General features: G+C 68.8%; 14 protein-coding genes and 1 pseudogene. 8 read left to right on the forward strand and 7 right to left on the reverse strand.

Annotated features, from left to right (window positions below):
• Positions 1-159 precede the first annotated feature (159 nt).
• The 3 genes from A6A27_RS34305 to A6A27_RS34310 all read left to right on the forward strand — a co-directional run bounded on the left by A6A27_RS34305 (position 160) and on the right by A6A27_RS34310 (position 2,234).
• On the forward strand, positions 160-1,512 hold the full coding sequence (locus A6A27_RS34305; RefSeq protein WP_143194314.1) for an MFS transporter: 1,353 nt from the start codon (positions 160-162) through the stop codon (positions 1,510-1,512).
• A 181-nt stretch (positions 1,513-1,693) separates the two neighbouring features.
• Complete coding sequence (locus A6A27_RS45345) at positions 1,694-1,864, forward strand: hypothetical protein (protein WP_198940572.1); 171 nt, start codon at positions 1,694-1,696, stop codon at positions 1,862-1,864.
• A gap of 52 nt (positions 1,865-1,916) precedes the next feature.
• Positions 1,917-2,234 (forward strand): flavodoxin, encoded by a 318-nt coding sequence (locus tag A6A27_RS34310; protein ID WP_241825600.1) that lies wholly within the window; start codon positions 1,917-1,919, stop codon positions 2,232-2,234.
• Between the two features lie 257 nt (positions 2,235-2,491).
• Here A6A27_RS34310 and A6A27_RS34315 read toward each other — a convergent pair whose 3' ends face one another.
• The 3 genes from A6A27_RS34315 to A6A27_RS34330 form a co-directional block, all read right to left on the reverse strand.
• Positions 2,492-2,686 (reverse strand): hypothetical protein, encoded by a 195-nt coding sequence (locus A6A27_RS34315; RefSeq protein WP_073838820.1) that lies wholly within the window; start codon positions 2,684-2,686, stop codon positions 2,492-2,494.
• Between the two features lie 402 nt (positions 2,687-3,088).
• Positions 3,089-3,925 (reverse strand): DUF5994 family protein, encoded by an 837-nt coding sequence (locus A6A27_RS34320; RefSeq protein ID WP_073838821.1) that lies wholly within the window; start codon positions 3,923-3,925, stop codon positions 3,089-3,091.
• A 945-nt stretch (positions 3,926-4,870) separates the two neighbouring features.
• On the reverse strand, positions 4,871-6,052 hold the full coding sequence (locus tag A6A27_RS34330; protein WP_073838823.1) for a low temperature requirement protein A: 1,182 nt from the start codon (positions 6,050-6,052) through the stop codon (positions 4,871-4,873).
• Positions 6,053-6,718: 666 nt separating this feature from the next.
• Between A6A27_RS34330 and A6A27_RS34335 the strand changes: the two genes are divergently transcribed.
• From A6A27_RS34335 to A6A27_RS34355, 5 genes and pseudogenes are all read left to right on the forward strand, one after another.
• On the forward strand, positions 6,719-6,922 hold the full coding sequence (locus A6A27_RS34335) for a cold-shock protein (RefSeq protein WP_073838824.1): 204 nt from the start codon (positions 6,719-6,721) through the stop codon (positions 6,920-6,922).
• Positions 6,923-7,001: 79 nt separating this feature from the next.
• Positions 7,002-8,027 (forward strand): annotated as a pseudogene (locus tag A6A27_RS34340) (fatty acid desaturase family protein).
• 44 nt (positions 8,028-8,071) lie between these two features.
• Complete coding sequence (locus tag A6A27_RS34345) at positions 8,072-8,746, forward strand: class I SAM-dependent methyltransferase (protein WP_073838826.1); 675 nt, start codon at positions 8,072-8,074, stop codon at positions 8,744-8,746.
• 789 nt (positions 8,747-9,535) lie between these two features.
• On the forward strand, positions 9,536-10,018 hold the full coding sequence (locus A6A27_RS34350; RefSeq protein WP_143194315.1) for a hypothetical protein: 483 nt from the start codon (positions 9,536-9,538) through the stop codon (positions 10,016-10,018).
• Entirely contained in the window at positions 10,008-11,102 is a 1,095-nt protein-coding gene (locus A6A27_RS34355; protein WP_073838827.1) for a tyrosine-type recombinase/integrase, read from the forward strand. The genes A6A27_RS34350 and A6A27_RS34355 overlap by 11 nt, the downstream gene beginning before the upstream one ends.
• On the opposite strand, the gene A6A27_RS34360 is transcribed toward A6A27_RS34355, so the two are convergent.
• From A6A27_RS34360 to A6A27_RS34375, 4 genes are all read right to left on the reverse strand, one after another.
• Positions 11,099-11,923, reverse strand: coding sequence for a hypothetical protein (locus A6A27_RS34360; RefSeq protein WP_143194316.1), 825 nt, complete (start codon positions 11,921-11,923; stop codon positions 11,099-11,101). The two genes, A6A27_RS34355 and A6A27_RS34360, sit on opposite strands and share 4 nt — an antisense overlap.
• An 899-nt stretch (positions 11,924-12,822) precedes the next feature.
• Positions 12,823-13,494 carry a nucleotidyl transferase AbiEii/AbiGii toxin family protein gene (locus A6A27_RS34365; protein ID WP_073838829.1) on the reverse strand — a complete coding sequence of 224 codons (672 nt, stop codon included), beginning with the start codon at positions 13,492-13,494 and terminating at the stop codon, positions 12,823-12,825.
• 2 nt (positions 13,495-13,496) lie between these two features.
• Positions 13,497-14,063 carry a hypothetical protein gene (locus tag A6A27_RS34370; RefSeq protein WP_073838830.1) on the reverse strand — a complete coding sequence of 189 codons (567 nt, stop codon included), beginning with the start codon at positions 14,061-14,063 and terminating at the stop codon, positions 13,497-13,499.
• Positions 14,064-14,159: 96 nt separating this feature from the next.
• Positions 14,160-16,508 carry a DEAD/DEAH box helicase gene (locus tag A6A27_RS34375; RefSeq protein WP_073838831.1) on the reverse strand — a complete coding sequence of 783 codons (2,349 nt, stop codon included), beginning with the start codon at positions 16,506-16,508 and terminating at the stop codon, positions 14,160-14,162.
• Positions 16,509-16,531 lie beyond the last annotated feature (23 nt).

Raw genomic sequence — 16,531 nt, forward strand, 5'->3', positions numbered from 1 at the left:
CCCCCGACGAATTAACGCCGAGCAGCACTTAGGGGGAACTGCCAGTACACCCAAAAACGGTCACTCCCACCCGCGCGGGAAGCACTGTCAGATGGGTGCATGGCTTCATCTTCTGCGACCAGCGCGTCGGCATACGAACCGACCCGACGGCATACGAGCATGCTGCTCGGGCTCGTGCTGGTCAGCTACTTCATGATCGTGCTGGACAACTCGATCATCTTCACCGGGCTGCCGCAGATCGAAGCCACGATGGGCCTAACCGCCACCGGGCTGGCGTGGGTGCAGAACGCCTACACCCTCGTCTTCGGCGGGCTGCTGCTCCTTGGCGCTCGCGCCGGTGACCTCCTCGGCCGGCGCCGCGTGTTCATCGCTGGGCTCGCCGTGTTCGGGCTCGCCTCGTTCCTGATCGGCACCGCGCAGAACGAGACGTGGATCATCGCCGCCCGTGCCCTCCAGGGCATCGGAGCCACGATCGTCGCGCCCTCCTCCCTGTCCCTCATCACGGCGCTGTTCCCGGCAGGCCCGGAACGCACCCGGGCCGTCGCCGCCTACGGCACCACCGCGGGGCTCGGTGCCAGCCTCGGCCTCCTCGTCGGCGGTGCACTGGCCTCGTGGGTGTCGTGGCGGGCCGGCTTCTTCATCAACGTGCCCATCGCAATCCGCATGATCGCTGGTGCTGCCCGATACCTGCCGGCCTTCGGCACCCAGCGAGGCCGCTTCGACCTGCCCGGCGCAATCACCTCGACCCTCGGCACGGGTGCGCTCGTGTACGGCATCATCAACGCCGCAGACCACGGCTGGACCGACCCGCCAACGATCATCACCCTCGTCATCGGTGTGGTCGTGCTCGCCATCTTCGTGCTGAACGAATGGCGCGCCGAGCAGCCCATCATGCCGCTGCGGCAGTTCGCCAGCCGGGAACGATCGGGCGCAGCGATCGCGCGGTTGCTGTTCGCAGGCACCATGATCGCGTTCTTCTTCTTCACTACCCAGTTCTTCCAAGGCGTCTACCACTGGACGCCGCTGCAAGCCGGACTCGGGTTCCTGCCGATGACACTCATTCAATTCGCGTCCTCCCTGCTCGTCTCTCGGCTCACCCGTCAGTTCGGCAGCGCCCCGCTGGTCGCAACGGGGCTCGCGCTCGTGCTGGCCGGAATGATCTGGATCGCTCAGATCACTGCCAATACCTCGTTCCTGGCAGGTGCGGTCGGACCGCTCGTACTCATCGGCCTCGGCCAGGGCATCGCGTTCGGTCCGCTTACCGCCGCCGGAATCGTCGGAGCCCGAGCCGAGGACGCAGGAGCCGCCTCCGGCCTGGTCAACACCGCCCACCAGCTCGGCTCCACTCTCGGCGTGGCGATCCTCACCTCCGTGGCCGCCACAGCGACCAGCCTCGAAAGCAGGATTGCCCATGCCTACCCAGGCGGCGCAGCGATGGTCGGCGTCGCCCTGGTCGCCGCGCTCGCACTCGTCTTGCCCGCCGAGATCGCGCACCGCAGGCAGGCCATATGACGGGTGATCTCAACCGCAGAACATTTCTGCAGGTCGGCGTCGTCGGCGCGGCAGCCCTCTCAGCCGCGCTCGCCGGCTGCGCGCCCGGAACAACCTTGCAGCAAGTCCCGCCACTCATGAAGGAGGAGCGAACATGACACGGACTCCCGGTTCCGAAGCTCTGCTGGTCTACTTCTAACGCGTGGGCGAAAACTACTACTACGGCGGTCGACGCAATCTCGACGTCGGCAACACCGAAGTCCTTGCAGGCATGATCCGCGAGCGGATTGACTGCGACGTCTACCGCATTGAAGCTGCTGATCCCTACCCCGACGCCTACCAGCCCACCGTGGATCCAAGAACAACAGGATGATGCGTTCCCAAGCATCGCGGGCGAGCTCCCTGATGTCGCTCGCTACACGACTGTGCTCTTGGGCAGTCCTGTGCGGAATGTCCGCGCCCCGAGGATCATGTTCACCTTCATCGAAGGCGTAGACCTGACCGGGAAGATCGTGTACCCCTTCGTTACTTACGCCGTCAGCGGCATCGGCAACGTCGAGCAGGTCCTGCAAGCCAGTCAGCGTCAGCGCCGCCGCGGCGGTGCTGACGGGTTCGGCGGCGACCCGCAGGCGGTCCAAGTCCGCCGCGAGGTGGTGCAGGAGTTGCACGCCCGCGCTGCTGATCTGTTCACCGCCCGTGCTGTGATCGTTTGGGGAAATGCAAGGGAGTGGCTGCAAAGATGACCGTCTGATGTCGAGGCCGCGCCGACGTCGAATTGACGCTGGACTTGGATTCCGTGGCCAGGTGATTTTTGTATTCTCGTTCGCGCGCACGGCGTTGTCCGTGTACTCTCACGGAGAGTCGCCAGGCGGGCTCACCGGTCGTGGGAAATCCGCAGGTTCTGCGGTCAGTATGGCGGCGAACTGGAGACCGATGCTCGCCGAGGATTCAGCGACGCGCGGTCCGGGGACCTGGCGGCTTTGACGTTTCGCGGCCCGGCCTACGGGCGAGCAACGATGGACAGTCGGAGGCCGGTCTCTGTTTCCTCGATGAGCACGCGTTCGCCGTGGCTGTGGTCTGGCAGCATCGCGTCGTACAGGTCTTCGTTGCTGATCTCCAGAGTGCCACCGGACCTGCGGATGAGGACGTTGACGTTGAGTACGGCGCGCAGGTTGACGTCGCTGAGGTAGCGCATGGGGGTTGTCTCCGTAGGTCCTGCTGCTCGGTTAGGCATGAAGGCAGTCCAGTTCCGGCTACCGGGATGACGTCGGCTCGTCAGGAACCGGTCGACGCGGCGGGTCGCTGCTCCAGGGGTGCGCTGGATGTCGCAACGAGGGCAGCTATGGCGACGAACGGTGCGGGTTGGTGCGCCGGGCGTGGACCCGGGTAAACGCTGCGGCGAACAAGGACATCCGTGTGTTGCCTGCCTGTGTGCTGAGGTCGTGACAGGCCGGGTCGTGCCGGTGGGAGCCGGTCGGGCTGGGCGGCGATCGTTCCGCGCGACGAGTCCCTCGGCCCGGAGGCCGGTCACCTGTTCCTGCGGGCCGTAGTGGCGCGGCGGCGGGCCGCCAGGCCAGCGGTCCCAGCAGGGCCGCTCTCACCGAGCTGTCGACTCGTCGAGTTCGGCGGGGTCGAGACGCAGGGTCGCGAGCAGCCCGGCGTGCTGGGTGGTGTCGACCTGCTCCGGCAGCTCCCGCTCGACCCAGTCGGCCCTGGTGTGCTGGCCGCGCCGACGCAGCGCGGAGACGATCGTGTGCCGGGCGATTGTCATGGTCTGCTCCTCGGTGGCGATGGTGGGAAGATTGTCGGTCCTTCGCTGCGTCGGCGGAGGTGCTGTCGGTGCGGGCGCCGGTTCGGTTGGCGCAGAGTGTCCGGCGGGTCCAGCGTCGGCTATGCGGGAAGCGACCGCGGCAAATTCGCCGGGGGCGGTGCGGAGACGGCCGCCACCCCCTCCCAGGTGTGCCAGCCCCTGCTGTCGGCCGTCGCCTCGGACATCGTGCGCGGCGACGGTGAGCAGCTGCGGAGTATGGACAATGTTGCCGGCGGTGGCGGCGCGCGCCATCGCCGCCTCGGCCAGGTCGACCGGGGTATCCGGCGGGACGACCAGCAGGTCGACCCGATCTTCGTTGAGGCAGATGGCGGTCAGCAGGCTGGCGGGCTGACTGGTGAAGTAGCCCAAGCGCAGCACCCTGCCGCCGATGGTCAGGCGGCGTGGGTTGCCGTCCCAGGTCTCGGTGTTGAGAAGCAGCCGGACGATCGGCCCGTGCAGCAGGTCGATGGCGAGGACGAGGCCGGGCAGCTCCGCGAGCGGATTTGTCGAGCGGGGCCACCAGCCGCCGTCGAGCAGCGTGCGCGCGGACCGGGTCGGTTCGATCCGCAGGCGCGGCGTCGATGGCGGCGATGGGGGAGCGAGGGCGTTGGTCGGTGGCGTCATGTTGGATCCTTATCGCCGTGACCGCGGGTTAGCGGTGGGGTGTTGCGCGGGGTCGCGCCATCCGCCGGGTGGGTGCCGGTTCGCCGACCCGTCTGGCCGGGTCGTCGGTTGCCCCGCTCAGTGGCGGCGCTGCAGTTGGGTGATGCGGGCGGTGCGGATCACCATGGCGACGATCGCGAGCGGCGCGCCGTGGCGCGGACGCCGATCCGGGTCGCGCTGGCGCGGATCAACGGCACCCGGCTCGGTGGGAGGGGGGAGTGGTTCCCCATGCTCCGGCGGCGGGAGGTCGGTCGGGCCGCTGCGGATCGGGTGCTTCGGGTACGAACATGGCATCCCCTCGGGCGAGCCGGCGTGGCGGGCACCTCAGGAGTGGGATGTCGTCGATTCCGGGATGGCCCCAGCCTACACCTGTCCGGGCCGGTCAGATCGGTGACGCCGCAACAGGGGCCGGGGCTCACTCCGAACGGTCCGTGGTCAGCGCCCGCCCGACGACGCGCAGCTGCGCGAGATGGCCGGATTCGCCAGGACCCGAACACCGAGGTGACCGAGTCAGCCGCCGAACCACAACGCCGATCCGACGTCGTGTACGGCGTGGTTGTCGGTCGCGGTCAGCTGCATGATCAGGCTCCTCTGCTCGACGTCCGCGTACTCGTCGACAGCCCCGGTAGGGGGCGAAAACCCTTTTCATGCGCTTTTGCTCAAAGAGGCGGTTGGCCGACCCCTGGTTTCCTTCGCGTTCCCGCTGGTAGCTCGTGGGATGGTGCGTGGCGGGGTGTTGACACCTGCCGGACGCCAACTGCGGTGACCACTACCTCGGTGGTGAGGTTACCGGTAGCTCGGGGGCAGTGATGTTCCCTGGGTTCGATGGAGTCAGGTTGGTTGACTCGTCAGGCTCGTCGCTCGTTGAGGATCCGGTTACACACCTTTACTCGCGGGCACCTGGTGCTAGAAGGCGGGGGAGGGTGCTTCGGGCGGGCGTCCATGGGCGCGAACGATGTCCGCGGTGGCTACCCCGGCCAGGACCAGGTTCGCGACGATGGCGACTCCCAGCGGTGGGACGTATACCATCACCGGCGCGGCGACGGCCAGCACGAGCAGTGCGACCAGCCGGGATGGGGAGACCCGGCTGAATACCTCGTACTCGAATCGGGCTCGGCCGGCCAGGAACAACGCGGGCCCGCCGAGAACGACGCCGACGAGCCCGAGGGTGGTGTCGCCGCTGGGATGGCTGATGATGGTTTCGGCTCCGGCTGCGGCGACGACGATGCCGGCCACCATGATCAGGTGGGTGTAGGGCGCTGACCGTACGAGCCGGCCCGGGTCACGGGAGGACTCGATGGCGGCCTGTAGCAGGGCCCCGGCGCGTTGGCGGTAGATCTGCCACAGCAGCACGGTGGTGACGAACGTGAGCACGAACGCGACGGTCCGGTCGAGCGCGAATCCGCCGCCGGCGTATGTCAGGGTGGGGATCAGGATGAGGTCGCCGAGGGCGAGAGTGAAGAACTGCTGGTAGCGTTCGGCCAGGTGTTCGGCCGCTAGCCTGTACTGCGACCCGGGTATCCGACCGAGCCGGGGTGTGGGGTAGCGGAGCCAGGCCGACCCGTAATCCAGGGCGAGAGCCGCCGTCCACAGCGCGCCACGCGCGGTGCCCGCCACGGTGGCTCCGGCGAGCCATGGCACGGCCGAGACGGAGAACCAGAAGAGGAATCGCACGGCGTGTCGACGTGCCTGCGGCCCCTGCAAGGCGGGCGCCAGGAAGAGATTGCGGCCTAGGTGGATCGCCACGTAGGCGGCCGCGAAGACCACGGCGTCGCGGGTGAAGGCCGTGGGCAGCGCGGCGGCCATCAGTAAGGTGCCGAACATGACCGAGATGGTCATGAGGTAGATCGGTGGCCGGTGCGGCAGGTAGAGGTCGGTCGTGAGCGCGGTGACCGACCAGACCCACCAGAGCGCCATCAGCAGGACCAGGGTTTGAAAAGCGCCGGGCCAGGTCAGATCGGCAGCCAGCTTCTGCGAGGTCAGGGCGAGCGCGGCAACGAAGACCAGATCGAGGAACAGTTCCAACAGGGTTGCTCGTTGCGGTCCCCCGGCCGGGCGGGTCAGCCCTACCGCCCGGTCGTTCGTCACGGGTCGCCCGATCTGGTGAACGGTCGGCCACCGGCAATTGGCGGCTCGCCTCGACACTCGGCCGCCCGGCTGCCCCTAGACACGATCTTAATCTTACAAATCGCCCCCTTCGGTCCAATCGTAAATAGGACTGAACCGCCGAGTACCCACGAACGACACCGCGTTGCCGCCCCCGCCGCGCGACCGCGGTCGTGCAGGCCCTCCTCGTCCTGCACCGCCCCGAGACCGGCCGCTGCTCAGGGTGAAACGGCTCGGTGCGGCCGCGCCGAAGGGTGCACGACGCCGGCGGCGCGAGCAGCGGTGGGGCGATCAGGCTCACAGCGGCGGGATAGGCGCCAGGAAGACGACGGCCAGGATCAGCGGCAGGACGGTGCGCGTCGCGGCTGTTGGCCGCGTTGGTGCGCACCACGTTGGCGGTCTGCCCGGCGACCAGGGCGTGGGTGCCGGGGGAGGGGAAGCAACTCATGTTGTCCGGCTTGTGCCCTATCCGAGCGTGGTACGGTGGGTCCCGTTGCAGTTGTTTTCCGATATTTTGCCAGCGCGTGGTGGGTAGCTGACCCTCTCGGCGCTTGGTGTTTCCGGTCATCTCCGGATGTGGGCGATCAATACCGCGACGTCGGGGTCCGCACGGTGTGGGTCCCGAATCCAGCCTTCCAAGGAGAAGACATGGCTGTCGGCACTGTGAAGTGGTTCAACGCTGACAAGGGCTTCGGGTTCATCACCCCGGACGGCGGTGGGGCGGACTTGTTCGCCCATTTCTCGGCGATCGCCTCGAACGGCTTCCGCAGCCTCGATGAGAACCAGCGGGTCGAGTTCGACATCACGCAGGGAGCCAAGGGCCCGCAGGCCGCGAACATCCGCGCCATCTGAACCACTGCCGGCGCCTGCCTACCGCCCCTCGATGGTTGGCACGCGCCGGCGTCGGCGCAGCACCCGCCGGGAGGCGCTCATGTCCATAGCGCCGCCGCAAACCGGCAGCGGAAGCCCATACGCCCATCTCCTGCACCAGATCCGTGGCGCCGGACTGCTGGAGCGCCGCACCGGGTACTACATCTGGAAGATCGCCATCACCGGTCTACTGTTCGCGGCCGGCTGGACGGCCTTCGCGCTCATCGGGGACTCGTGGTGGGTACTGATCGTCGCCAGCTTCCTCGCGTTCGTCTTCACTCAACTCGGGTTCCTCGGCCACGACGCCGGGCACCAGCAGATCTTCGCGTCCCGGCGGGCGAACTACGTGCTCGGGCTGCTGCACGGCAACCTGGCCATCGGGCTGAGCTACGGCTGGTGGGTGGACAAGCACAACCGGCACCACGCCCACCCGAACACCGACGGCGCCGACCCGGACCTCGAGATCGGTGCGCTCGCGTTCACCTCGCGCCAAGCCGGCAACCGCGGCCGCATGGCCGCATTCGCGTACCGCTAGCAGGCATTCTTCTTCTTCCCGCTGCTTCTGCTGGAGGGCCTCAGCCTGCACGTGAACAGCGTGCGCGCCCTGCGGCGCCGCGCCGGACGCCCCCGCGCGTGGGAGGCGGTGCTGCTCGCCAGCCACGTTGTCGGTTACCTCGGCGCGGTCTTCCTGGTACTTTCGCCGGTCCGTGCGGTCGTGTTCATCCTCGTCCAGCAGGGACTGTTCGGGCTTTACCTCGGGTGCAGTTTCGCGCCGAACCACAAGGGCATGGTGATCCTCGCCGCCGGGGACCGGACCGACTTCCTGCGCCGCCAGGTGCTCACGTCGCGGAACGTGCGCGGCCACTGGCTGACCGACTTCCTGCTTGGCGGCCTGAACTACCAGATCGAGCATCATCTGTTCCCCAGCATGCCCCGGTCGAACCTGCGCCGCGCGCAGACGATCGTCGAGTCGTTCTGCCGCCGGCACGGCCTTACGTACTGTCAGACCGGCCTGTTCGAGTCGTACGCCCAAGCGCTACGCCACCTGCACCGGGTCGGACGTACTCCCTGCCCGGCGGGCGCCTGAAACCGGTCGCCCTGACCGGCGATCGTCCATGAACGGAGCATGTCTTGCCCACGCCGACCGGCGCCCTGCTCACGCCCTTCGTCGCGTTCTGCGCCGACGAGTTCGACGGACTGCGCCTCGCGCGTCTTCCGTTCGTACCGGAGATCCGCCTGCACCTGGCCGATGACGCGATCGTGTTGCGGGCCAGGTTGGAGACGCGGGTCGGACCGGGCCTTACGCCGTTCTGGGCGAACGCCGGGGCCGGCGGCGAGGCCCTCGCCCGGTACGTCCTGGACCATCCGCAGGTGGTGGCCGGCCGACGGGTGATCGACGTGGCGTCCGGCTCCGGCCTGGTCGCCATCGCCGCGGCCAAGGCGGGCGCCGCCGAGGTGACCGCCAACGACATCGACCCGTACGCGCTGGCGGCCGTCGCGATGAACGCCACCGCCAACGCGGTCAGCGTGGCGGTGAACGAGGGCGACCTGCTCGACGGCGACGGCGGCCTCGCCGACGTGATCCTCGCCAGCGACACCTTCTACGACCCCGAGCTGGCCGCGCGGATGCTGGGGTTCCTACACCGCGCCGCCGACCGCGGCGCGCGTGTCCTCGTCGGTGATCCCGGCCGCGGGCACCTGCCCGGGGATTGGCTGAAGGTACTGACCAGCTACCGGGTACGTGGCTTGGGCGCTGCCGAGGACGCCGAGCTCACCGAGGTTTCGGTGCTCGGCCCCGCCGGGTAGCGCTCAGCGTCCATCGCGAAGCGAGCGCCCGGCCGGGCCCGGGCGGAAAGGCCGCCTGACGGGAGGCCGAGGACGCCGTCCATTTCGAGTCCGGTGGAACGCAGTTCTTCATCTATCCCACCTCCAATGCCGGGCAGGCGCCTAACACGTTGGCGGCCTGGTTAGTGGCCGACCTCGACGCCGAGATGGTGGACCTCCGGGGGCGCGGCGTGACGTTCGAAGAGTACGACCTCCCTGATCTCAAGACGGTCAACGGCGTCGTAGAGTTTCCGACTGCACGGCGCCTCGTTCAAGGACAGCGAAGGCAACATTCTTGGCGTGACCCAGCCCCGCGAAGGGTAATCCCTGTAGTCGCCATCCGCTTAGTTAGGCCCACCGGTGGCAGAAGCTGGTGGCGGAGCGGCCAGGGAGCGAAGCCCACCGCTTGGCCCCAGGGCAGGGCCAGTCGCCCAGACCCCCACTGGATCCAGTGGATCACCCAGCAGCCGGCCCGGCGGCATCTTCAATTTGAAGTCCTGGTTGGCAATACCCACTCCGACCACCGGCTAATGTCCACAGTGTCCGCTGGCTGCTATAGGATTACGGCATGAGCACCCATGCTGAGCATGGGTGCCGCAAATTCGTGTACGAATCCCCCCTCGGACACCAGTCTTCGTGGAGATTCGCGCAAGATCGACCGGTAACGGCGGGGCAGCGGCTCACCAGCGGTGGCATCCGTGCTCATGACGAACCTCGGGGGACGGTCCCGCTTGCGCTGACACTGGCGGGTTCGCACTGGCGGGGGTGGCCGTGAGCCGCCGACCGCTTCCTCCTCGTTGGGACGACGAGCAGCTCGTCGAGGCGCTCGTGCCCACCCCACTGCCGGTCGCGCCGCCGCAGCCGGCGCCCATGCCGGCCCTGCCGCCGCCCGCTGACCAGCCCTCCAGCGGGGTGCTGTTCGACGTCGCCCGCCCCGATTCCGCAGGTCGGGTGACCGCCCGTCCGCTGCTGCGCGCCCTGGGCTGGGCACCCGGCCTCGCCCTGCGCGTCGACGTCGTGCGCGCCGCGGTGCTCATCACCCCCGCGCTCGATGGCGAGCACCTCGTGGGCGCCCGCAAGGAGCTTCCCCTACCGGCCGCCGCCCGCCACCTGTGCGGCATCACCCCCGGTCAACCAGTGCTCCTGGCCGCCTTCCGCGGCGGAGACCTGATCGTCGTGCACCCCTCAAACACCATCACCGCGCTCCTGGCCGACCGGCACGCCGACATCCTCGGAGCCCTCGATGACCGCTGACCCCGACCGCATGACCATCGTCCGGGCTCTGCTGGACCATCTCGGCCTCACCGTCGCCGACCTCACCGACACCACCAGCCGCGCGGTGCCGACAGTCGCCGAATACCTGCCCCGTGTCGTGGCGGCGGCGAGCCCCGGCACCCGGCGCAGCTACCGCCCATACTGGAACCGGATGGCCGTGGCGCTCGGCGACCGCCGCCTGAACACGGTCACCGCAAGCGACATCGAAGCCCTCATGCGCCAGACCACCGCCGGCGCCCGTTCCCGCCGCAACTCCCGTCACGGCCGGCACGCCGGCGAGCATTTCATCGCCGCCGCCCGCGCCTTCTACAACCGCGCTATCGCCGACGGCTACCTCACGGCAGCGGACAGCCCCGCCCACCGCGTGCCCAAGCCCCGCCGGCTGCCCAACACCCGCCGCGCCCTCACCCCACAGGAACTGGAGGAGATCAACCGCGCTGCCCGCAGCGGCGGCAACGACATCGTCCTCGACGCCCTGCTACTGCGCCTGCACACCGAAACCGCCCGCCGCCGCGGCGGCGCCCTCGCCCTGCGCCTGGTCGACCTCGACACCGACCACGCCCTGATCCGACTCACCGAGAAGGGCGGCACGCAACGGTGGCAACCCATCACCCCGATGCTCGCCACCCGGCTGCTCGAACACGCCCACGCCCGAGGTGCCGTCGCACCTACCGACAAGCTGCTGCGCTACCGCAACGGCCAGCCCGCCAGCTACCGCCGCTACGACCTGCTGTGGAGACGCATCGGGCGTCAGCTTCCGTGGGTCGCCGCGCAGGGGATCTCCACCCACTGGCTCCGCCACACCACCCTCACCTGGGTCGAACGGCACTTCGGCTATGGAGTAGCACGCGCCTACGCCGGCCATACCGACCTCCGCGGACCCGCCACCACCACCTACATCAAGGCCGGCCTGCACGCTGTTGCCACCGCGCTGGCCGCCCTCACCGGCCAACCCCACCCGCTAGCCCGAGGACACGATGGACAGTCCTTTCCCGCGCACCAGGCCAGGGAGGACGGCGGCTGGTCGCATCGCCCTGGAACTCGCCGTTCACCTAGTCCTTAGGAGACGCCGCTCGCAGACGTGCTGGTGTCGGCGCTGGTGGGCAACGGAGGGATATCCGGCTGCAGGTAGCCGATGCCCGCCGCGACAACCCACTGGGCTGCCACCGGCTGAAGGGCCCACGGCTCGCGCAGAAGCGTTTTGCGCAAAGCGCCGCGGTCCGCCACCTGCGCGGGTTCTGGCTGCAGTCGTCGGCGCCGTTGGCCGTCAGGACCCCAGTGCCGATGCGATGGCTCGTCAAGGGCGGTGACGAAGTCGTCGACCAGGCTGGGCCAGGTCGGGGTGCCCCACCAATGGTGGCACGCCAGCCCACCGTGTGCCGCGGCGCGCCAGGCGGCGTGTCGGCCACCCCGTTCCTCGGCCGCGGCTGCCCACCCGCCCAACTCGCCGGCGACATGGTCGCTGAAGTCCGCGAGGTCATCGCCGGCGACCTGGTCGCTGAAGTCCGCGAGGTCATCGCCGGCGACCTCGACGAGCGGCAAGCCACCCGGGGGCAGGCGCTGTGGGTTGACCAGCCAGCGCCAGATCCGTGCGGCCAGCCAGTCCCAATCGTCCACGCTGACGTCGTCGAGCTGCCCAGTGTCGGCATCGGTTGCGAGGCCCACCTCGCGGCGCCAACGCCGGATGATTTGCCGTACCCGCCAGCAGGTGTGCGAATTGATGCAGAGCATGTCCCCATCGCTGAGCGGCCCGTCGCCGGCGTGCCAGTCCTCCACCGGGCTGTTGCGCCACGCGTTGTTGACCACACGCAACGCAGCGAGATCCAGAACCGGCCCCACCCGGTCCGGATCGATCCCCACCTGATCAGCCAGCATCGCCCGCACGAGCTCCGACTCCTGCTGCGGTGCCAAGGCATCGTCGGCATTGCGGTGAACGACTGTCCCGAATACGGCGTCGGTCCACGACGATCGTTCGGTTCATCAGCTGAAGACGGCAATGGGTCGCAGATAGGGTCTACCTACCGGATGGATTCGAAAGAGGGCCGGCTCGGTCTGGACGGCAGGCATGGAGGAACAGCGGAGGTATGAGGCCTTCAGGGCTCGGTCGACTCTGTTGAGCACCTCCAGGAACTCGTCAGCGCGTCGTTTGGTGTTTGTAGGTGTGTCAGCATCGCTTCGGGCGCACTCACATCGGCATGAGCGGACACTTGGTGGGGGCCGTCGCCGTAGGCATCAGGGTGGGGCGTCGTTTTCACAGGCCGGACGCACCAACCCCATGAACCAAGCGTGCGCCGACGTACTCGGCGGGCCTCGCCTTCGGCGGGGGTGAGGCCGAGGGCTGACACCGCGTCGGTCACTGCCGTCGGCGCCGGCCGACGGGTCCCGGGCTGAGCGAGCACACATCATGATCTTCGATGATGTGCGCGGTGTGTGCTCTCCAGCGGATGCCAACCCGGGTGAACCGGTGCCAACGTGGGTCTCCACAACCAACCGCTGGTCGCAGACCGGGGCTCGTGTGCTCGGCGTGTGGTCCTGGGCTGGGAGAACGGCGGTCCGGGGAACGTGGGCGAACGTGGGCCACTCCCTGCCACCCCAGGTGAACCCCCAGGTCGCTAGACTAGGCGCTCGCGCCCTCGTAGCTCAGGGGATAGAGCATCGGTTTCCTAACCCGACGCTCCGCCGGTGTCCGCAGCTCGATGACCTGCGGCCTTTTGTTTTCCACCTATGCGTGCCGGTCGCTTCGCGGCCTTGCTGCGATCGCTTGCCGAAGATCAGCTGGAGCGCTACCTGACGGAGCCGTCGGGTCGAACGGGTTCGTTCTCGTTGAGCAGTTCACGGCGCCATTCGGCGAATCGGCTACGGAGATCGTTCAGTGCTTGGCCGGTGACGCCGTACTGGGCGAAGTCGTCAGGGTCGAGCACGGCGGCTTGTCCGAGGGCGTCGGCGAAGATGCGCCGGTCGAAACCACGGTCAGCGCGCTGGGCGAGGGTGATGAGGGCGTCGCGGGTGTAGCGGCCGGATCGGAGCGTGGCGTCGATGTCGATGAAGTCACGAGCGAACGCTCGCCCGTAGAGGGCGCTCATCTTGTTCGCGACCGCGTCGTCGGGGTGGAGGACCGGTCCGATCGCCATGAGGATCGGTTCGTTGGCACGCCAGTCCACGCCGAGTTCGACCTTCGAAACCCGCACACCATCGGTGACAGACAGCCGGGCGAACGTGTCGTACTGCCGCTCGGTCTCGACGGTCAGGCCGTCGTCCCGGTAGGCATGCACGACGGCGGCGACCGCGGCGGTGAACTCCTGCCGGCGGTCCCAGGCGGTGAACAGGTCGACGTCCTCGCTGGGCCGCTCGAGAAGCCCGGCGGCCTGGACCGCGTAACCGCCGGCCAGCGCGAAGCCGTATCGATCGGCCGCGCCGAGCCCGGTACGGGCGAGGCGTTCGTGGAAGGGGTCCACCGCTATGCCGCGTTGCTGCGGTTGGCGGCGAGTTCGGGGAAGGCTTCCTCCCAGCGCTGGCGGAGTTGGGGTGGCAGCCAGAGGGTGGGCCAGAGTCGCCGGAGGAGGTCGGCGTTGAGCCAGGCATTGAGGTCCTCGACCGTGCTGGCTTCGGTGAGCACCACCTTGTACATGCTGGTCAGGCGTGCGGTCCGGTTCAGGTCGTATTCGGCGTGCCCGGACCAGTCGAGGTGACGTGGGAGCGTCACTGTGCCGTCGGTTGGGCCGTGCAGTGCGGCGAGGGTTTCGGCGATCACGTAGGGCTTCCGGTCGCCGTAGGGTCGGTAGTCCGCCGGTGGCTGGGGTGATGTCTTGCGTCGGCTGATGTTGGTCGCGCGCCGGATCTCCGGTCGTAGCGCCTGGCGGATCGTCTCCCGGCTGTAGCCGGTGACTCGCTGCAGATCCACCGGCCGCCAGCCGGCCGCGTGAAACGCCCGCAGCTGCTCGTCGCGCTCGGTCAACGCGGCCGCCCGCGTCGCCTCGTACCGGGAGACAACCGCGTGCAGCTCATCCTCGGAGAACCGGCCCATGGCCGTTAGCCTACCAGGCTAGGCCCAGCACGCTTGGCTTTCTGTCATATCTCTGTAACCGGCGGGGCCAGTCATGGTGATCGCGATGGGATGCACTCATGTTCTGGTGAAGCCGAGGGCCCGGTATCCGGGCATGCGGCGTGGGAGTGAGGCGGCGAGGATGGGTGTGGCTGGGTCGTGGTAGTCGTGGACCTCGGCGAGGTCCTTGCCGGGTGCGGCGCGGATGACGCGGCCGGCGCATTGGACGAGTAGGCCGTCGTAGGAGATCGGGCCGGCGAGGAAGAGTGTGTCGAGGGCGGGGGCGTCGAAGCCTTCACCGATGAACGGTGTGGTGCCGATGACGAGCAGGCCGTCACCGGCCTTCGCGCCCTCGAGCCGGTCAACGATGGCCCGCCGGTCGCTGGTGCTCATCGCGCCTTGGAGCACGAGCGCCTGGTGTCCGCGTGCGGCGAGCAGAGCGGTGAGGGCCTCGACCTGGGCGACCCGTCGGGTCAGGACGAGACAGTTTCGGCCGCGGGTCAGGGCTACGGCGACGTCGTCGGCGATCTGGGTGTTGCGGGGCTCGTCGAGGGCCAGTCGCCGGTGTACCTCGGCGAGCGCGCCGGGGGCGTCAAGGTCGACTTCGCCGGGCTGGAATGTCGTCTCGTGGATGAACAGCGCTCGACGGGGTCCGGCGTCGGCGTACATCGCTGCCGCGAGAGTGCCTTGTTCCTCGTCGGTCAGGGTGTGGCGGACGGGTCCGAGTTGCCAGGTGACAAGTTGGCCGAGGCCGTCGCGTCGGGTGGGGGTGGCGGTGAGACCGAGCCAGAACTGCGCGGCGATCCGTTTGACCGAGTGCTCGTAGGCTGCGGCGCCGAGGTGGTGGCATTCGTCGACGATGACGTGCCCGTACCCCTGGGTCAGGGTGGCGACGTCGTCGCGCCGTGCGAGGGAGGGCAGTAGCGCGATGTCCACGGTGCCGGTGAGCTTGCGTCGGCCGCCGCCGAGTTGGCCGGGCTTGATTCCGAGGAACTGTTGGATGCGGGTGCGCCACTGGTCGGCGAGGGCTTTGCGGTCGACGAGGACCAGGGTGGAGGTGTTGCGTTCGGCGATCACGGCGCAGGCCATGACGGTCTTGCCGGAGCCGGGCGGGGCGACCAGGATCCCGTCGTCGTGGGCGAGAGGCGCGCCGACCGCGGAGGCCTGCTTGCCGGTGAGTTCGGCGGTGAACGCGGCGTCGATCTCGGTCCCGGGGTTTCGTAGGTCCGTGACGGCCAGCCGTGATCCGGCGCGTTCGACGATGGTGGCGATGGTGTGCCGCAGGCCCCGCGGGAGGACCAGGCGGTCATCGAGGGTGAGGTCATAGCCCTGGATGAAGCGTGGGGTGTCCCAGGTGGACTTGCGGAGCCGCTGCAACTCGTAGAACTTCGGGTTGGCCATGGCGGCGGCGTGCTTGAACGTCGCCAGTGCGGCGGGGGTGAGCTGTCCGGCGTCGATGCTCAACCCGGCACCGACTTCCGCGTGGACCACCGGAGGGAGCGGAGGATGGACCTGGGTCGCGGCGGACCGGCTCATCGCGGCGATGTTGGCACCGGTGACGGCTTGCTTGGCCTGCCGGGCGACGTGTTCGGCGTCGCCGGGGCTGAGCCGGTCCAGCGTAGACAGGAATGCCCACTGGTCGGTGTACGGCTCGAGCGTGCCGAGGTCGAGGAAGGTGGTCAGTCCGTCCTTGCGGCGGCGGCCCTGAAGCGGTGCGGCGATGAGGTTGCCGAAGCCGCCCTCGGGCAGCACGTCCTGGTTGGGGAACAGCCGGTCGTACGACCGCAGGTCCATCGACCCGCGCAGCACCATCGCCTCACGGAGAAGGACGGTGCCGACGGCCCGCGCGGTGGCCGCGGAAACGGCGCCGGTGAAGAAAGCCCACACGTGGGCGCCGCGGCCCGACTGGGAGATCTCCAACGCGGCGGGCACCGCGTTGGCTCGTGCCGCCTTCACGTAGGCGAGGGCGTCGAGCATCGCCGTCGGCCCGTCGAAGTCGGCCACGACGAAGTGGCAGGTGTTGCCGGGCATCAGCGGGTACAGGCCCATGAACACGTCGCCGACCAGATGCGCCGCGACGACCTCCGTCGTGCGGGGCAGGTAGGTGGCACCCCGCCGGTCCATACCCTTACGCCAGCCGCCGGCGACCGCTGGCATCCACCCGGCAGCGCCGGTACGGGCGTTGTCCCAGCGCACGGCGTACACGTCGGCCCGGGCCCGGAACCGGTCGGCGAACAACGCCAGCTTGTCTTGAGTCGGCGAAGCCATGGTGACCAGCCCTGGCGGCTCAACCGGCGCGGACAACTGCTCCGGCGCCGCAGTCGTGTCCTGGCCGCGCAACTCCAGCAGACGCGCCAGCCGGGCGTTCTCCGCCCGTAGCCGCTCCACCTCCCGCCGAAGATCGACGAACTCGGCCACCGAACCCATGCCGACCATCCTCGCGCATCGGG

The organism is Micromonospora sp. CB01531, from assembly GCF_001905095.1.
Classification (GTDB): Bacteria; Actinomycetota; Actinomycetes; order Mycobacteriales; family Micromonosporaceae; genus Micromonospora.

What these genes read in the sequence shown, in the direction of transcription:
- A6A27_RS34355 (WP_073838827.1), top strand. Translation starts at nt 10,008, where the DNA reads ATGACCGCTGACCCCGACCGCATGACCATCGTCCGGGCTCTGCTGGAC.
- A6A27_RS34335 (WP_073838824.1), top strand. Translation starts at nt 6,719, where the DNA reads ATGGCTGTCGGCACTGTGAAGTGGTTCAACGCTGACAAGGGCTTCGGG.
- A6A27_RS34375 (WP_073838831.1), bottom strand. Translation starts at nt 16,508, where the DNA reads ATGGGTTCGGTGGCCGAGTTCGTCGATCTTCGGCGGGAGGTGGAGCGG.
- A6A27_RS34320 (WP_073838821.1), bottom strand. Translation starts at nt 3,925, where the DNA reads ATGACGCCACCGACCAACGCCCTCGCTCCCCCATCGCCGCCATCGACG.
- A6A27_RS34370 (WP_073838830.1), bottom strand. Translation starts at nt 14,063, where the DNA reads ATGGGCCGGTTCTCCGAGGATGAGCTGCACGCGGTTGTCTCCCGGTAC.
- A6A27_RS34305 (WP_143194314.1), top strand. Translation starts at nt 160, where the DNA reads ATGCTGCTCGGGCTCGTGCTGGTCAGCTACTTCATGATCGTGCTGGAC.
- A6A27_RS34315 (WP_073838820.1), bottom strand. Translation starts at nt 2,686, where the DNA reads ATGCGCTACCTCAGCGACGTCAACCTGCGCGCCGTACTCAACGTCAAC.